The sequence below is a fragment of the Microbacterium oleivorans genome (assembly GCF_001691565.1).
Lineage (GTDB): Bacteria > Actinomycetota > Actinomycetes > Actinomycetales > Microbacteriaceae > Microbacterium > Microbacterium oleivorans_B.
Window position 1 is genome coordinate 712063 of record NZ_MAYO01000003.1, and the last position, 14941, is coordinate 727003.

The window sequence follows — 14941 nt, forward strand, 5'->3', positions numbered from 1 at the left end:
TGGACTCAGCCTAACCACCGGACCCGCCCGCGACCGAACCGGTGGCGAGATGAGAATGGATGCTGGAGGCCAGCCGAGGGCCGATGCCGGGAAGCTCCTGGATCTCTTCCGGAGAGGCCTGCTTCAGCTTGCTCACCGAACCGAAATGACGGAGCAGCGCCTTGATCCGCGATTCCCCCAGCCCGGGGACCTCCGCGAGGACCGTCGTGATGTCGCGGCCGCGCTTCTTGCGCTGATGAGTGATCGCGAACCGGTGCGCCTCATCGCGCAGACGCTGCAGGAGATACAGGGCCTCGGAGGAGCGCGGCAGGATCACCGGGAAGTCGTCGTCGGGGAGCCACACCTCCTCGAGCCGCTTCGCGATGCCGCACAGGGCGATCTCCTCATGGCCCGAGTCGCGGAGCGCGCGGGCTGCGGCTGCCACCTGAGGCTGACCGCCGTCGACCAGGAGCAGCTGCGGGCGGTACGCGAAGCGGGGCCGTTTGCGCGTGGAATCCACCTCGCCCTCGGCCGTCGGATCGACCGCGTCCTGTTCCGCCTCGTCCCGATCGATGTGGGCGAGCCGCCGCATGAGCACCTGGTACATGGAGTCGGTGTCGTCGGTGGTCTCGCTCACCGAGAAGGAGCGGTACTGATCTTTGCGGGGCAGCCCGTCCTCGAAGACGACCATGGAGGCGACCACCCCGGTTCCGCCGAGGTGCGAGACGTCGAAGCATTCGATCCGCAGCGGAGCCTCGGACATTCCGAGCGCCTCCTGCAGGTCGGTGAGCGCCTTGGTCCGAGACGTGTAGTCGCTCGTCCTGCGGGTCTTGTGCAGCATGAGGGCCTGCTGGGCGTTCAGGGTCGCCGTGCGCATGAGGTCCGCCTTCTGACCGCGCTGGGCGATCTGGACGGTGACCTTCTTGCCTCGCCGCGACTGCAGCCATTCCTCGAGTTCGGCGGTGTCGTCGGGCAGGGTCGGGACGAGCACCTGCCGGGGGATGTCCTCGGCCCCGGCCGCCCCGTAGGCACGCTGAAGGATCTGGTCGACGAGCTCGGGACCGGAGATGTCGAGCTCCTTGTCGATCGTGGTCGCGCGCACGCCGCGCACGCGTCCGCCGCGGACGATGAAGTGCTGGACCGCGGCGGAGAGCTCGTCCTCGGCGACGCCGAACAGGTCGGCATCCGTGTCCTCGCTCAGGACCAGTGCGCTGCGGTTGAGGACGGCGTCGAGAGCCTGCAGCTTGTCGCGGTACGAGGCCGCGGTCTCGTAATCCATGGCGGCGGCGGCTTCGCGCATGCGCGCTTCCATTCGCTTCGTGTAGCGCTTGTCACTGCCCGACATGAACGCGATGAAGTCATCGACGATCGCGCGGTGCTCCTCGATGGTGACCTTCATCGAGCACGGGCCGCCGCATCGGCCGATCTGACCGGGGAAGCACGGCCGCCCCGTCGCCATCGCCTTCTTGTAGGACGAGTCGCTGCAGGTGCGGATCGGGAAGACCTTGATGAGCTGATCGATGGTGTCGTGGACCGCCCACACCTTCGGGTACGGACCGAAGTACTTCGCCCCGCGGATGCGGCGGTTCCGCGTCACGATCACCCGCGGCGCCTCGTCGCCGAGGGTCACCGCCATGTAGGGGTAGGACTTGTCGTCCTTGTACCGGACGTTGAACGGCGGCGAGTACTCCTGGATCCAGGTGTACTCGAGCTGCAGCGAGTCGATGTCGGTCGCCACGACCGTCCACTCGACCTTCGCGGCCGTCGTCACCATGCGGCGCGTGCGCTCGTGCAGCGTGTGGAGCGGCGCGAAGTAGTTCGACAGCCGCGCGCGCAGGTTCTTCGCCTTGCCGACGTACAGGATCCGGCCGTCCGCGTCGAGGAACCGATAGACGCCGGGGTCGGTGGGGATCTCCCCCGGCTTCGGCTTGTACGGCAGGACGGAGGCCACCTCAGCCCGCCTTGCGCGCGGGCGCCACGTCCAAGAGCTCGGCGAGGAACTGACCCGTGTGGCTCTCGGGAACCGCCGCGACCTGCTCCGGCGTGCCCGTCGCGACGATCGTGCCGCCGCCGGACCCGCCCTCGGGGCCGAGGTCGATGACCCAGTCCGACGACTTGATGACGTCGAGGTTGTGCTCGATGACGAGGACGGAGTTGCCCTTGTCGACGAGGCTGTTCAGGACTTCGAGCAGGCGCTGGACGTCTTCGAAGTGGAGGCCCGTGGTCGGCTCGTCGAGGACGTAGATCGTCCTGCCGTTCGACCGACGCTGCAGTTCGGTGGCGAGCTTGACGCGCTGCGCCTCGCCGCCCGAGAGCGTCGTCGCGGACTGCCCGAGTCGGACGTAGCCCAGACCGACGTCGACCAGCGTCTTGAGGTACCGGTGAATCGCCTGGATCGGTTCGAAGAACTCGGCTGCCTCGGAGATCGGCATGTTGAGCACTTCGGCGATGTTCTTGCCCTTGTAGTGGACCGTCAGGGTGTCGCGGTTGTAGCGCTGGCCGTGGCACACCTCGCAGTCGACGTAGACGTCGGGCAGGAAGTTCATCTCGATCTTGATCGTGCCGTCACCAGAGCACGCCTCGCAGCGGCCGCCCTTGACGTTGAAGCTGAATCGACCCGGCTGGTAGCCGCGCGTCTTCGCCTCGGTCGTCTCGGCGAACAGTGATCGGATCCGATCGAAGACGCCGGTGTACGTGGCCGGGTTCGAGCGGGGCGTCCGCCCGATGGGCGCCTGATCGACGTGGACGACCTTGTCGAGGTGCTCGAGGCCGGTCACACGGGTGTGCTTGCCGGCGACGCGACGAGCTCCGTTGAGCTTTGTCGCGAGGACCTCGTAGAGGATGCCGTTCACGAGAGACGACTTGCCAGACCCGCTCACGCCGGTGACGGCGGTCAGGACGCCCAGGGGGAAGTCCACCGTGACGTTCTGGAGGTTGTTCGCTCGCGCACCGACGACACGCAGCTGGCGGCCCTTGTCGATCTTCCGACGCTTCTTCGGCATCGCGATCGCGCGGCGTCCGCTGAGGTAGGCGCCCGTGATGGACTCCTCATCCGTCAGGAGCTGCTCCACGGGACCGGAGTGGACCACGTTGCCGCCCTCAACACCCGCGCGCGGGCCGATGTCGACGATCCAGTCGGCCGCGTGGATGGTCTCCTCGTCGTGCTCGACGACGACGAGCGTGTTCCCGAGGCTCTTGAGACGTACGAGCGTCTCGATGAGTCGACGGTTGTCGCGCTGGTGCAGCCCGATCGAGGGCTCGTCGAGGACGTAGAGCACGCCCGTCAGGCCGGAGCCGATCTGCGTCGCGAGACGGATGCGCTGCGCCTCACCGCCCGAGAGCGAGCCCGCGGCGCGGCTGAGGCTCAGGTAGTTCAGTCCCACCTGGATGAGGAAGTCGAGACGGGCGCGGATCTCTCGGAGCACCGCAGCCGCGATCGTCGCCTCGCGGTCGGTGAGGGCCATGTCGGCGAAGAAGGCCTGCGCCTCCCCGAGGCTGAGCCGCGAGGCATCCGCGATGGAGTGCCCGTGGACGAGGACCGACAGGACCTCGGGCTTGAGCCGGTCGCCGTTGCAGACCGGACACGGTACCTCACGCAGGAACTCCGACCACCGCTGGCGCTGCGTGTCAGTCTCGGCCTGGGTGAACTGGCGCTCGATGTAGGGGATCACGCCCTCGAACCCGGACGCGTAGCGCATCTCGCGTCCGTAGCGGTTCTTCCACTTGACCGTGACCTTGTAGTTCTCACCCGACAGGACGGCGTCCTGGATGTCGGCGGGCAGCTTCTTCCACGGAGTGTCGAGGGAGAAGCCGAGGTCGTCGGCGAGCCCCACGAGCAGGCGTTCGTAGTACTGGAACAGCCCTTTGCCCTGGGTCGTCCACGGGACGATGACGCCCTCGGCGATGGAGAGTTCCTCGTCGCCGAGGAGTAGCTCGGTGTCGACGGACATGCGCGTGCCGAGCCCGGAGCAGGCGGGGCAGGCGCCGAAGGGTGCGTTGAACGAGAAGGTCCGCGGCTCGATCTCGGTGAGCTGCAGGGCGTGGCCGTTCGGGCAGGCGAGCTTCTCGCTGTAGCTCTGCCACGCGTCGTCACCCTCTTCGTCGACGAAGTTGACCTGGAGGATGCCGCCGGCCAGGCCGAGTGCCGTCTCCACCGAGTCGGTGACACGAGTCAGGATGTCGGGGCTCGCGACGAGGCGGTCGACGACGACTGCGATGTCGTGCTTGTAACTCTTCTTCAGGGTCGGCGGCTCGGCGAGCTGCACAGCCGCGCCGTCGACGATCGCGCGGGCGTAGCCCTTCGCCGACAGCTCCTTGAAGAGGTCGACGAATTCGCCCTTCTTCTGTGACACGACGGGGGCGACGATCTGGTACCGCGTCCGCTCGGGCAGCTCCATGAGCTGATCGGCGATCTGCTGGACCGTCTGTCGCTGGATGCGCTCACCGCACTCGGGGCAATGGGGCACTCCGACCCTCGCCCACAGCAGCCGCATGTAGTCGTTGATCTCGGTGATCGTGCCCACCGTCGAGCGCGGGTTGCGGTTGGTCGACTTCTGGTCGATCGAGACGGCGGGGCTGAGACCTTCGATGAAGTCGACGTCCGGACGGTCCACCTGCCCCAGGAACTGCCGCGCGTAGGAGCTGAGCGACTCGATGTACCGCCGCTGACCCTCGGCGAAGATCGTGTCGAAGGCGAGACTCGATTTGCCCGACCCGGACAAGCCGGTGAAGACGACCAACGAATCGCGCGGGATCTCGAGGTCGACGTTCTTCAGATTGTGGACGCGGGCGCCGCGGACACTGAGTTTGGAGGCGTGGGGAACGGGGACGATGGGCACCGAACAATCCTAGGTTGGGCCACCGACACCGGCTCCGGTCTTCGCTCCGGGCGATCAGTCCGCTACCGTCGTGCGGCTCCCGGCGAAGGGCTGCAACCCGTCCCGGAGGCGCTCGACGTCGTCGGCGGCGAGCCCGACGCGCTCCATCACCTGTCGCGGAACGTCCAGCGCGCTCTCGCGAAGGGCGCGACCCTCGTCCGTCAGCGCAATGTCCAGGACACGCTCGTCGGTCGCGCGACGCCGACGCACCACACGCCCCTGCGACTCCAGGCGTTTGATCGTCGGGGACAGGCTGGCGGGTTCCACGGCCAGAACAGCTGCCAGCTCTCGCAGCGATTGCGGGTCTTTCTCCCACAGCGCCAGCATCACCAGGTATTGCGGGTGGGTGAGACCGAGGGGCTCGAGGATCGGACGGTAGATCGAGACGACGTTGCGTGCCGCGGTCACGATCGCGAAGCAGAGCTGGCTCTCCAGCCTCAACACGTCGTCGTTCATTCCGATCCTCATCCCACTAATAGTTAGTACACTAATCATTATGGACGATGACCGGGAACCTCGACCCCCACTCCGTCAACGCATCCGCGCAGCAGGCGGCTTCTACAAGTGGTGGAACAGTCGTCTCATCCGGTACGCCGGCCCTGCATCCGTCGGCCCGTACGAGACCGAGCCGGAACCGGTGCGTACCGAGCGCGCGTGCCCCCTATGCGGCCGGCCGATGTCTCAGCACACGTTCGACCGCACCGGCGAGCGCCCCCTCATGCACTGTCCCTGACCGCGCTCGCAGCGCCCGGTCAGGCGTGACCTGCCCGCTCCATCGCCCGGTCAGGCGTGACCTGCCCGCTCCATCGCCCGCAGCTCCTTCTTGAGGTCTTGCACTTCGTCGCGAAGACGCCCCGCGAGCTCGAACTTCAGTTCGTCGGCAGCCGCCAGCATCTGCCGGGTGAGATCTTCGATCGTGGCCTCGAGTTGGTTCGCCCCCTCCGCGGCGATCCCCTCGCGGCGGAGCTGTGGTGTCGGGCTCTTGCCCTTGCCCGACTTCGTCTTGCCTTTGCCGCGGCTGTCCATCATGTCGCGCGTGTCGCTCGCCTCTCGGGCGAGGGCGTCGGTGATGTCCGCGATCTTCTTCCGCAGCGGCTGCGGGTCGATGCCGTGCTCGAGGTTGTAGGCGATCTGCTTCTCGCGACGTCGTTCGGTCTCCTCGATCGCGGCCGCCATCGAGTCGGTGATCTTGTCGGCGTACATGTGCACTTCACCTGACACGTTTCGCGCCGCACGACCGATCGTCTGGATGAGAGATGTCCCCGACCGGAGGAATCCCTCCTTGTCGGCATCCAGGATCGCCACGAGTGACACTTCGGGGAGGTCGAGACCCTCTCGAAGGAGGTTGATGCCGACGAGCACGTCGTAGACGCCCTGGCGCAGCTCGGTCAACAGCTCGACGCGGCGGAGCGTGTCGACGTCCGAGTGCAGGTAACGCACCCGCACGCCGTGCTCGCCGAGGAAGTCGGTGAGCTCCTCCGCCATCTTCTTCGTCAGCGTCGTCACCAGTACGCGCTCGTCCTTATCGACCCGTACTCGGATCTCTTCGAGCAGGTCGTCGATCTGCCCCTTCGACGGCTTGACGATGATCTCGGGGTCGATGAGACCCGTCGGACGGATGATCTGCTCGACCACACCGTCGGCGATCCCCATCTCGTACTTCCCGGGGGTCGCCGACAGGTAGACGCTCTGGCCGATGCGCTGCTTGAACTCGTCGAAGCGCAACGGACGGTTGTCCATCGCGCTCGGCAACCGGAACCCGTGGTCGACGAGGGTGCGCTTGCGGGAGGCATCCCCCTCGTACATCGCACCGATCTGCGGCACGGTCACGTGGGACTCGTCGATGACCAACAGGAAGTCGTCGGGGAAGAAGTCGAGCAACGTGTGCGGCGCCTCGCCCGGCATCCGGCCGTCGAGGTGACGCGAATAGTTCTCGATGCCCGAGCAGAACCCGAGCTGCTGCAGCATCTCGAGGTCGAATGTCGTGCGCATGCGCAGTCGCTGCGCCTCGAGGAGCTTGCCCTGCGACTCGAACTCTTTCAGCCGCTCCTGGAGCTCGTGCTCGATCGTGCCGATGGCGCGCTGGACCGTTTCGGTACCGGCGACGTAGTGGGATGCCGGGAAGATCGGGACGCTCTCGAGCTTCTGCACCACATCGCCTGTGAGCGGGTGCAGCATGTACAGCGCTTCGATCTCGTCGCCGAAGAGCTCGATCCGCACGGCGAACTCCTCGTACACCGGAATGATCTCGATGGTGTCGCCCCGCACGCGGAAGTTACCGCGCGAGAAGTCGACGTCGTTGCGGTTGTACTGCATCGCGATGAACTTGCGGATGAGGGCGTCGCGGTCGTACCGCTCCCCCACCTGCAGGGCGACCATCGCCCGGAGGTACTCCTCCGGGGCGCCGAGGCCGTAGATGCACGAGACGGTCGACACCACGACCACGTCGCGCCGACTCAGCAGCGAGTTCGTCGTCGAGTGGCGCAGCCGCTCCACCTCGGCGTTGATCGAGGAGTCCTTCTCGATGAAGGTATCCGTCTGGGGAACGTAGGCCTCGGGTTGGTAGTAGTCGTAGTAGCTGACGAAGTACTCGACCGCGTTGTTCGGCAGGAGATCGCGGAATTCGTTCGCGAGCTGCGCCGCGAGCGTCTTGTTGTGAGCCATCACGAGTGTCGGCCGCTGGACCTGCTCGATGAGCCACGCCGTGGTCGCGGACTTGCCGGTACCCGTCGCGCCGAGCAGCACGACGTCCGTCTCGCCCGCGTTGATGCGCGCGGCGAGATCGGCGATCGCCTGCGGCTGGTCGCCGCTGGGGACGTACTCGCTGATGACCTCGAACGGCCGAACGGATCGCGTGGTCTGCATGGATCCAGCGTAGGCCGGACCTCCGACACCGGCTCCGTCGTTCGCCGTCGGCGTGCGGAGCGCGATCAGGCGGTGAGGCGGTTCCAGAGCTCGTCGGTCTGCGCGATCGTCTCGTCGAGAGAACCGGCTGTGTCGATGACGACATCGGCGATCGCCAACCGCCTCGCGTCGTCCACCTGGGCGGCCATCCGTGCATCCGCGTCAGCGGGGGTCATGCCGCGCAGCGAGAGGAGCCGCTCCCGGCGCAGCTCCGCCGGAGCGTGCGCCACGACGATCAGCTCCCACGGATCCTCCGCGCGCGCCTCCAGCAGGAGGGGCACGTCGTAGACGACGACCGCGTCCGCGTCCGCATCGAGAGCGGCGCGGAAGCGTCGGGCGGACTCGGCGCGCACCGCGGGGTGGACGATCGCGTTGAGGCGACCGACGGCATCCGGGTCGCCGAACACGCGTGACGCGAGTCCGGCCCGGTCCAGCTCGCCGCCCGGGGCCACCATGTCGACTCCGAATTCGGCTGCGATCGCATCGAGGACCGGCGAGCCGGGTCGCTGCACCTCTCGGACGAGCGCGTCGGCGTCGACGACCACGGCACCGTGTTCGGCGAGCCGGCGAGCGATGGTGGACTTCCCCGAGGCGATTCCGCCGGTCAGCGCGATGAGAGGCACCCTCCGAGGATGCCACGGCTGCGTCAGGCCAGGTGCGAACGCGCTTCCTCGAGACCGCCGAACAAGACGGATGCCTCGAGGCTCCGAGAGGCTCGCATCGCCGCCTCCCGAGCGGCGTTCATCAGGACGGTCGGGTCGTAGCCGACCGTCTCCGTCAGCCCGACGCCGATTCCGACGACCGGAAGAAGACCCGTCGGGTTGTCGGCGAGGTCGTCGATGCACCCTCGGTAGATCGCCGCACCCTGCCGCCGTGCGTCCGCCGCGGTCGTCGCCACGCCGCACACGGCCAACGTGGCGTCACCGTCCTCCCCGACGAAAGCCGATGCCGGCGCGTGACGCCGGACCGACCGCCGCCACTGCGCCGCGAGCTCGTCCGCAGCATCCGACCCGAACGCGGCCGCCATCTCGTCCAGTCCGTCGACGTGCACGATGATCACGCTGACGAGTTCCCGGCGCCACCCGGCACGTTCGGTCATGTCTCGCAGCGCGTCGCGGTAGGTGCGCCCCAACAGGATGCCGTCGGCCGCGACGCCGTTCTCGCTGAGCCATTCGTACCGTTGGGTCGCGCTCTTCGCCGCGCGCAGGATGGAGGTGACCACGACGGCGACCATCGTCAGGACGACGGTCGCGATGTTGGCCGAGATGGAACCGAACCATGTCAGGAAGAAGGTCCCCTCGGGACCGTCGAGGACGAAGACGAGGAGGCGAGCCCCGTAGAAGGCCGCCCCGGCGAACAGGACCACCGACAGGAGGTGGGCGTTGCCGATACGGCCCATGGGTCGACGCATCGCCTCCCAGCCGCCGGCCAGGAAGAACACCACGATATGGGCGGCCATGACGGCCCATCCGCCCCACGCGCCCTCGACCGGGACGCGGATGACGGCGGCGAGGAACGTGGTCACGGCGAGGGCACCGACGATCACCGACGACCATCCGATGGGGCGGTCGTTGAAGCGGCGGTTCCCCAGCCACATGAACGCAGGCGTGAGGGCGAACGCGGAGTTCCCGATGGCGATCGCCACCGCTCCCCCGATGCCCGCCGCCCAGGTGATGTAGGCGAACGACGTGGCCGTGCCGCACAAGTATGCGACCGCCCACAGACGCCCCGCCCCGGCGTCGCGGCGGCGCAGCGTCTCGATGACGAAGATGCCGGTGGCGACGAAGGCGACGAGCGCCGTCATGACCGTCACCGAGAAGAGATCCAGTGTCATCCTTCGCCCTTCCCTGCCGAGCCCGCGACGGCTGCCCTCGCCGGCAGCCGGACCATGAACGTCGTACCCTTGCCCTTGGTCGAGGTCACGGTGATGTCGCCGCCGTGCGCCCGGACGATCTCCCGGCTGATGGCGAGCCCCAGCCCTGTCCCTGCAACGCCGGACTCCGCTCGGAAGAACCGCTCGAACAGCCGATCCTGATCCTCGGGCGTCAGACCGATCCCGGTGTCGCGCACGAGGAACCACGAGACATCACCGTCCGTGGAGCTGCTGAGGGTGATCGAGCCGCCGTCCCGGTTGAACTTGATGGCGTTGCTGATGAGGTTGTCGGCTACCTGACGGATCCGGGCGGGGTCGACGAAGGCCGGGGTCTCCAGCACGTCGTCGGACTCGATCCGGATGGCGCGCTCGCGGGCGATCGGTGTGAGGTCGGATGCCGATGCCCGAACGACGGACCCCAGGTCGTGCATCACGGGTGAGATCGTCACTTCCGCTGACATCCGCGACGCCGTGGACGCCGCCAGGATGCCGGACACGATGCCGAGCAGCCTTTCACTGTTCCGGTACGCGACGTCCACCTGACGGCGCACCGATTCGGAGAGGTCCTCGGTGTCGAGGACGAGCTCCAGGTAGCCGAGGATCGACGTGAGCGGTGTCCTCAATTCGTGCGAGACGGAAGCGACCAGACTGTCCCGCGCCTTGAGCGCCGTGCGCTCGTCGGTCACGTCGCGCGCGACGAGGACCACGCCCGCCGGATTGCCGTCGGCATCCCGCATGCGCCGCGCCGTCAGACTCAGAGCCGCACGGCGGGAGTCCGAGACCGCGTACCAGACGACGACGTCGCTGAAGGTCTCCCCCCGGATGATGCGGGACAGCGGACGATCCTCGGTCGCCAGCGGTGTCTCCCCGTCGGCGGCGAAGATCAGCTCGCCACCATCGGCCCTGCCGAATCCGGGGATCCGCTGCTGGAACCGACCGAGGGCGTCGTTGACGAAGGTGATCTCGCCGTCGGCGCCCACGCGAAGGACGCCGAAATCGACGGTGTCGAGGACCTCCGTCAGCAGTTGCTCCTGTCGACTCGCGTGACGGAGCGCCGCCGTGAGGCGCTGCGCCTGACGATCGAGCAGGACACGCTGAGCGAGGAAACGACGTGTCGAGTTGTAGGTGGATGCCCCGATGGCTATGACGACGGCCGGGAGGACGATGACCGCCCAGGTGAGCTGGAAGTCGGGAACGAACAGCAGAGCGACCCAGTACGAGCCGATGGAACCGACGCAGGCGACGATGAACCACAGTCGACCCATCGAGGACAGCCACATCGTCGGAAACGCCCAGAGCAGACCGATCCCCGGCACGTCCGACGTGCGCATGAGCCCGATCGCGACGATGTCGAGGAGAGGGATGACTGCGACCCAGGACGGGTGGAGCCGTGACCAGGGGACGGCCAGACTCGCAAGGGCAGCGACGACGACGATGATGACGCCGGGCGCGAACTGCGGAGCATCGGCGAGCCATCCGCTGGGCAGACCCGATAGGAAGATCGCCGCCACGATCGCCGTCAGGAGAATCTGATTGTTGGCGGCGACCCTGTCCCGGAGCTCGGTCAGCGGGAGCTGACGCGACGGGGCGTCGAAGAAGCGATGCACACGCGTAGCCGCCCGGTCGGACGACGATCGATCCGCGGTCGATCCTTCGTTCTCTTGGGCCACACCTGCACGTTACCGGGCGCCAGGCCCGTCGGCATCCGTCGGTACAACGACCGAGGGGCCGGAGCACACGGCTCCGACCCCTCGATTCAGGTGTTGTCGATCAGCGACCGGACAGCTTCTCGCGAAGAGCAGCGAGCGCCTCGTCGTCGGCGAGGGTGCCGGCGCCGCCGGAGACCTCGGACGAGAAGGACGACGAGCCCGAGTCGGCGGGAGCAGCAGCCTCGGCCTCGAGAGCCTTGGCGACAGCGGCCTTGTGAGCCTCCCAGCGACCCTGAGCAGCCGCGTACTCGGCCTCCCAGGCGAGGCGGGCCTCGTCGAAGCCTTCCTTCCACTGGTTGGTCTCGGGGTCGAAGCCCTCGGGGTACTTGTACTCGCCGTTCTCGTCGTACTCGGTGACCATGCCGTAGAGCGCCGGGTCGAACTCGGTGCCGTTGGGGTCGACAGACTCGTTGGCCTGCTTGAGCGAGAGCGAGATGCGGCGACGCTCGAGGTCGATGTCGATGATCTTGACGAAGACCTCTTCACCGACGGAGACGACCTGCTCGGCGAGCTCGACGTGCTTGCCCGAGAGCTCGGAGATGTGCACGAGGCCCTCGATGCCGTCAGCGACGCGGACGAACGCACCGAACGGAACGAGCTTGGTGACCTTGCCCGGAGCAACCTGACCGATTGCGTGGGTACGGGCGAAGACCTGCCACGGGTCCTCCTGCGTCGCCTTCAGCGACAGCGAGACGCGCTCGCGGTCCAGGTCGACCTCGAGGATCTCGACGGTGACCTCCTGGCCGACCTCGACGACCTCGGATGCGTGCTCGATGTGCTTCCACGAAAGCTCCGAGACGTGGACGAGACCGTCGACGCCACCGAGGTCGACGAACGCACCGAAGTTGACGATCGACGAGACGGTGCCCTTGCGGACCTGGCCCTTGTGGAGGTTGTTGAGGAAGTTCGAGCGCGACTCGGACTGCGTCTGCTCGAGCAGAGCGCGGCGCGAGAGGACCACGTTGTTGCGGTTCTTGTCGAGCTCGAGGATCTTCGCCTCGATCTCCTGGCCGAGGTACGGCGTGAGGTCGCGGACGCGGCGCAGCTCGATGAGCGACGCGGGCAGGAAGCCGCGGAGGCCGATGTCGACGATGAGGCCACCCTTGACGACCTCGATGACGGAACCGGTGACGACGCCGTCGTTCTCCTTGATCTTCTCGACGTCTCCCCAGGCACGCTCGTACTGTGCGCGCTTCTTGGAGAGGATCAGGCGGCCTTCCTTGTCCTCCTTCTGGAGGACGAGAGCCTCGACCTGGTCGCCGACGTTGACGACCTCGTTGGGGTCGACGTCGTGCTTGATCGACAGTTCGCGCGAGGGGATGACGCCCTCGGTCTTGTAGCCGACGTCGAGGAGGACCTCGTCGCGGTCGATCTTCACGACGGTGCCTTCGATGAGGTCTCCGTCGTTGAAGAACTTCAGGGTCTTCTCGACCGCGGCCAGGAAGTCCTCAGCAGATCCGATGTCGTTGATGGCGACCTGCTTGGTGGCCGGGGCGGTCGTTGCGTTAGTCATGTAGGGGGTTGTCCTTGGATGGTGTTGTGATCAGGCTCCGGGGCTCGTCCGCACGAGGACGTGCGGCAGCCGCTCGGAGCAGAGTGGTTGTCGTTGCGATGTCGCGAGCGCACGGCGGATGAGCCACGCGTGCGACGCTCCATGCTATCAGAGGGCATCCACGTAGTACCAGCGTCCGACCCGGCGGACGAAGCGGCTGTCCTCCTCCATCGTCGCGACTTCGCGGGCGGCGCCCTCGCGCCAGGACGCGCGGAATCGCACGCGGCCGGAGCGGCCGTCCGACGCGGTGTCCGAATCGAGGACGACGAGCCCCATCCACTCCGTGTCGGGATCGATCGTCAGGTCGTCGGGCCGAGTTCCCGGGAACCACGTGTCGACGAGGTGCCGGGCGTCGCCGAGCGCGAACGCGGTGTACCGCGACCGCATGAGGTCCTCGGGCGTTTCGGCCGCCTGCCCGTCGAGCACCGGCCCGCAGCAGGAACCGAAATCGCGCCGACCGCACGGACACGCCGCCTCGGCGGCGAGTCGACGCCCTCGATGAGCGGATGCCGCGGCCCCGAACGACATGATTCCTCCCCACACGGAACAAAGACCCGAGTGAGCCTACGCGCTGTGGACAACCCGTGGAGAAGCGATGCGGGTTCACTACCGTGGTCGCATGATCGCTCGACGCACCGCAGCGCTGCTGGCCGCGACCGCTCTCGCCGCCGCCCTCTCGGCGTGCGCCCCGACCGCCTCCCCCACGCCGTCGCCGACATCGACCGGGTTCGCCTCTGAGGAGGAGGCCTTCGCCGCCGCGGAGGCGACCTACCGTGCGTACGTCGACGCTCTGAATGATGTCGATTTGTCCGACCCGGCGACCTTCGAGCCCGTGTACGCGCTGACGTCGGGCGATGCGGCTGACCAGGAGCGCAGAACCTTGAGCGCCTATCACGCGGACGACTTGACGGTCGCCGGCCAGTCGAAACTGACGGTACTTGAGCCGGTCGACTGGGACCCGGGGACCGGCCGCGCGCGCTTGGCCAGCTGCGTCGACGTTTCCCAGGTCGACGTGAAGGATCCTGCGGGAAAGTCCGTCGTCGCGGCTGAACGCCCCGACGTTCAAAGCGTTCTGGTCACACTGCAACGAGACGCTAGCCAGGGCGAGTTCAAGATCATCGCTCTCGACGGACGCGATGGACAGCCGGCATGCTGACGGGAGTCGTCGCGATGCTAGTTGCCCTCGCTCCCCTTGCACAGGTGCCACAGTCCTCGAGCGCCTGCAGTGGAGGCGGGTGGGTCACCACGTGCGAGACCTCGAACAACGGGTCATCCGTCTCTATCGGAGCGACCCGCGGTGAGTCGTCGTCCCCCGATCGTCCGCAGAGCGGCCCTCGCGGCGGCGGCTCGTCGATCGCGCCTCCTCCGCCACCGAACCCCGACGCCGTCTACCCCGGCGGCCGGACCCGCGACGAGTGGCTCGCGGAATGCGCGTTCAACCAGGCGTGCGCGGGCGCCTCCGTCGCGCCGGGCGGCGCACCGATCCCCGGCACCGAACAGGCCGAGCTGCCACCGGCCGAACCCGACGCCCCCGTCGCACCCGACCCGACGACGGCGACCATCCAGGACGTCGCGGAGTTCGCGCCCGCGCCGCCGCCGATCGTCGGTGAACCCGACGGCATGGGTGTCGTGGGGATGCCCACCAACTTCGTTGTGGGCGCCGAGCAGCACGTCGTCAGGGGCGAGATCTTCGACATCCCGGTCACAGTCCGCTTCACGCCCGTCTCGTACGCCTTCGCGTATGGCGATGGCGCCGTGCGGGAGACCAGGACCGCCGGCACGTCATGGGAAGACCTCGGCGTTCCCCAGTTCACCGCGACCGACACCAGCCACAGCTACGACGCGGCAGGTGAGTACCAGGCGGGCGCCACGATTCGCTACGCGGCCGAGGCGGATGCCGGCGGCGGCTGGTTCCCCATCGCCGGTCTGCTCCAAATCGACACACCGACCACCGTCATCCGGATCGTCGACGTCGAGACCGCCCTCGTGCAGCGCACCTGCGACGAGGACCCGGGCGGTCCCGGCTGCTGAGTGCGAGGATGAGCGC

12 protein-coding genes are annotated in these 14941 nt (G+C 67.5%); 3 read left to right on the forward strand and 9 right to left on the reverse strand.

The features are described from left to right. Window positions 1–10 precede the first annotated feature (10 nt). Genes uvrC through BBA86_RS06265 form a run of 3 tightly spaced genes read right to left on the reverse strand, consistent with a single transcriptional unit; the run spans window position 11 to window position 5312 of the window. Window positions 11–1930: an excinuclease ABC subunit UvrC gene (gene uvrC / locus BBA86_RS06255; RefSeq protein ID WP_065570776.1), complete on the reverse strand. Its 1920-nt coding sequence runs from the start codon at window positions 1928–1930 to the stop codon at window positions 11–13. A gap of 1 nt (window position 1931) precedes the next feature. Further along, window positions 1932–4817: an excinuclease ABC subunit UvrA gene (uvrA, locus tag BBA86_RS06260; protein ID WP_065570777.1), complete on the reverse strand. Its 2886-nt coding sequence runs from the start codon at window positions 4815–4817 to the stop codon at window positions 1932–1934. Between the two features lie 54 nt (window positions 4818–4871). Next, window positions 4872–5312, reverse strand: a complete 441-nt coding sequence (locus BBA86_RS06265) for a MarR family winged helix-turn-helix transcriptional regulator (RefSeq protein ID WP_065570778.1) — start codon at window positions 5310–5312, stop codon at window positions 4872–4874. A 40-nt stretch (window positions 5313–5352) separates the two neighbouring features. Between BBA86_RS06265 and BBA86_RS14675 the strand changes: the two genes are divergently transcribed. Then, window positions 5353–5589 (forward strand): hypothetical protein, encoded by a 237-nt coding sequence (locus tag BBA86_RS14675; protein ID WP_083199479.1) that lies wholly within the window; start codon window positions 5353–5355, stop codon window positions 5587–5589. Window positions 5590–5639: 50 nt separating this feature from the next. Here BBA86_RS14675 and uvrB read toward each other — a convergent pair whose 3' ends face one another. The 6 genes from uvrB to BBA86_RS06295 all read right to left on the reverse strand — a co-directional run bounded on the left by uvrB (window position 5640) and on the right by BBA86_RS06295 (window position 13422). After that, window positions 5640–7721: an excinuclease ABC subunit UvrB gene (gene uvrB, locus BBA86_RS06270; RefSeq protein WP_065570779.1), complete on the reverse strand. Its 2082-nt coding sequence runs from the start codon at window positions 7719–7721 to the stop codon at window positions 5640–5642. A 65-nt stretch (window positions 7722–7786) separates the two neighbouring features. Beyond that, window positions 7787–8383, reverse strand: coding sequence for a dephospho-CoA kinase (gene coaE, locus BBA86_RS06275; RefSeq protein WP_065570780.1), 597 nt, complete (start codon window positions 8381–8383; stop codon window positions 7787–7789). Between the two features lie 23 nt (window positions 8384–8406). Continuing rightward, window positions 8407–9594 (reverse strand): diguanylate cyclase, encoded by a 1188-nt coding sequence (locus BBA86_RS06280; protein WP_065570781.1) that lies wholly within the window; start codon window positions 9592–9594, stop codon window positions 8407–8409. Beyond that, on the reverse strand, window positions 9591–11303 hold the full coding sequence (locus tag BBA86_RS06285) for a sensor histidine kinase (RefSeq protein WP_223247037.1): 1713 nt from the start codon (window positions 11301–11303) through the stop codon (window positions 9591–9593). Before BBA86_RS06285 ends, BBA86_RS06280 begins: the two co-directional genes overlap by 4 nt. 100 nt (window positions 11304–11403) lie before the next feature. Next, on the reverse strand, window positions 11404–12855 hold the full coding sequence (gene rpsA / locus BBA86_RS06290; protein ID WP_065570782.1) for a 30S ribosomal protein S1: 1452 nt from the start codon (window positions 12853–12855) through the stop codon (window positions 11404–11406). A gap of 147 nt (window positions 12856–13002) precedes the next feature. Continuing rightward, window positions 13003–13422, reverse strand: coding sequence for a YchJ family protein (locus BBA86_RS06295; protein ID WP_065570783.1), 420 nt, complete (start codon window positions 13420–13422; stop codon window positions 13003–13005). A 91-nt stretch (window positions 13423–13513) separates the two neighbouring features. On the opposite strand from BBA86_RS06295, the gene BBA86_RS06300 reads away from it, so the two are divergent. Both BBA86_RS06300 and BBA86_RS06305 read left to right on the forward strand, forming a co-directional pair. After that, entirely contained in the window at window positions 13514–14050 is a 537-nt protein-coding gene (locus tag BBA86_RS06300) for a hypothetical protein (RefSeq protein ID WP_223247038.1), read from the forward strand. A 44-nt stretch (window positions 14051–14094) separates the two neighbouring features. Continuing rightward, window positions 14095–14925 carry a hypothetical protein gene (locus BBA86_RS06305; RefSeq protein WP_223247039.1) on the forward strand — a complete coding sequence of 277 codons (831 nt, stop codon included), beginning with the start codon at window positions 14095–14097 and terminating at the stop codon, window positions 14923–14925. The last annotated feature ends 16 nt before the right edge of the window (window positions 14926–14941 follow it).

Coding starts and splice junctions, on each gene's coding strand:
- BBA86_RS14675 (WP_083199479.1), top strand. CDS start 5,353: ATGGACGATGACCGGGAACCTCGACCCCCACTCCGTCAACGCATCCGC.
- BBA86_RS06265 (WP_065570778.1), bottom strand. CDS start 5,312: ATGAACGACGACGTGTTGAGGCTGGAGAGCCAGCTCTGCTTCGCGATC.
- uvrB (WP_065570779.1), bottom strand. CDS start 7,721: ATGCAGACCACGCGATCCGTTCGGCCGTTCGAGGTCATCAGCGAGTAC.
- rpsA (WP_065570782.1), bottom strand. CDS start 12,855: ATGACTAACGCAACGACCGCCCCGGCCACCAAGCAGGTCGCCATCAAC.
- BBA86_RS06295 (WP_065570783.1), bottom strand. CDS start 13,422: ATGTCGTTCGGGGCCGCGGCATCCGCTCATCGAGGGCGTCGACTCGCC.
- BBA86_RS06300 (WP_223247038.1), top strand. CDS start 13,514: ATGATCGCTCGACGCACCGCAGCGCTGCTGGCCGCGACCGCTCTCGCC.
- BBA86_RS06280 (WP_065570781.1), bottom strand. CDS start 9,594: ATGACACTGGATCTCTTCTCGGTGACGGTCATGACGGCGCTCGTCGCC.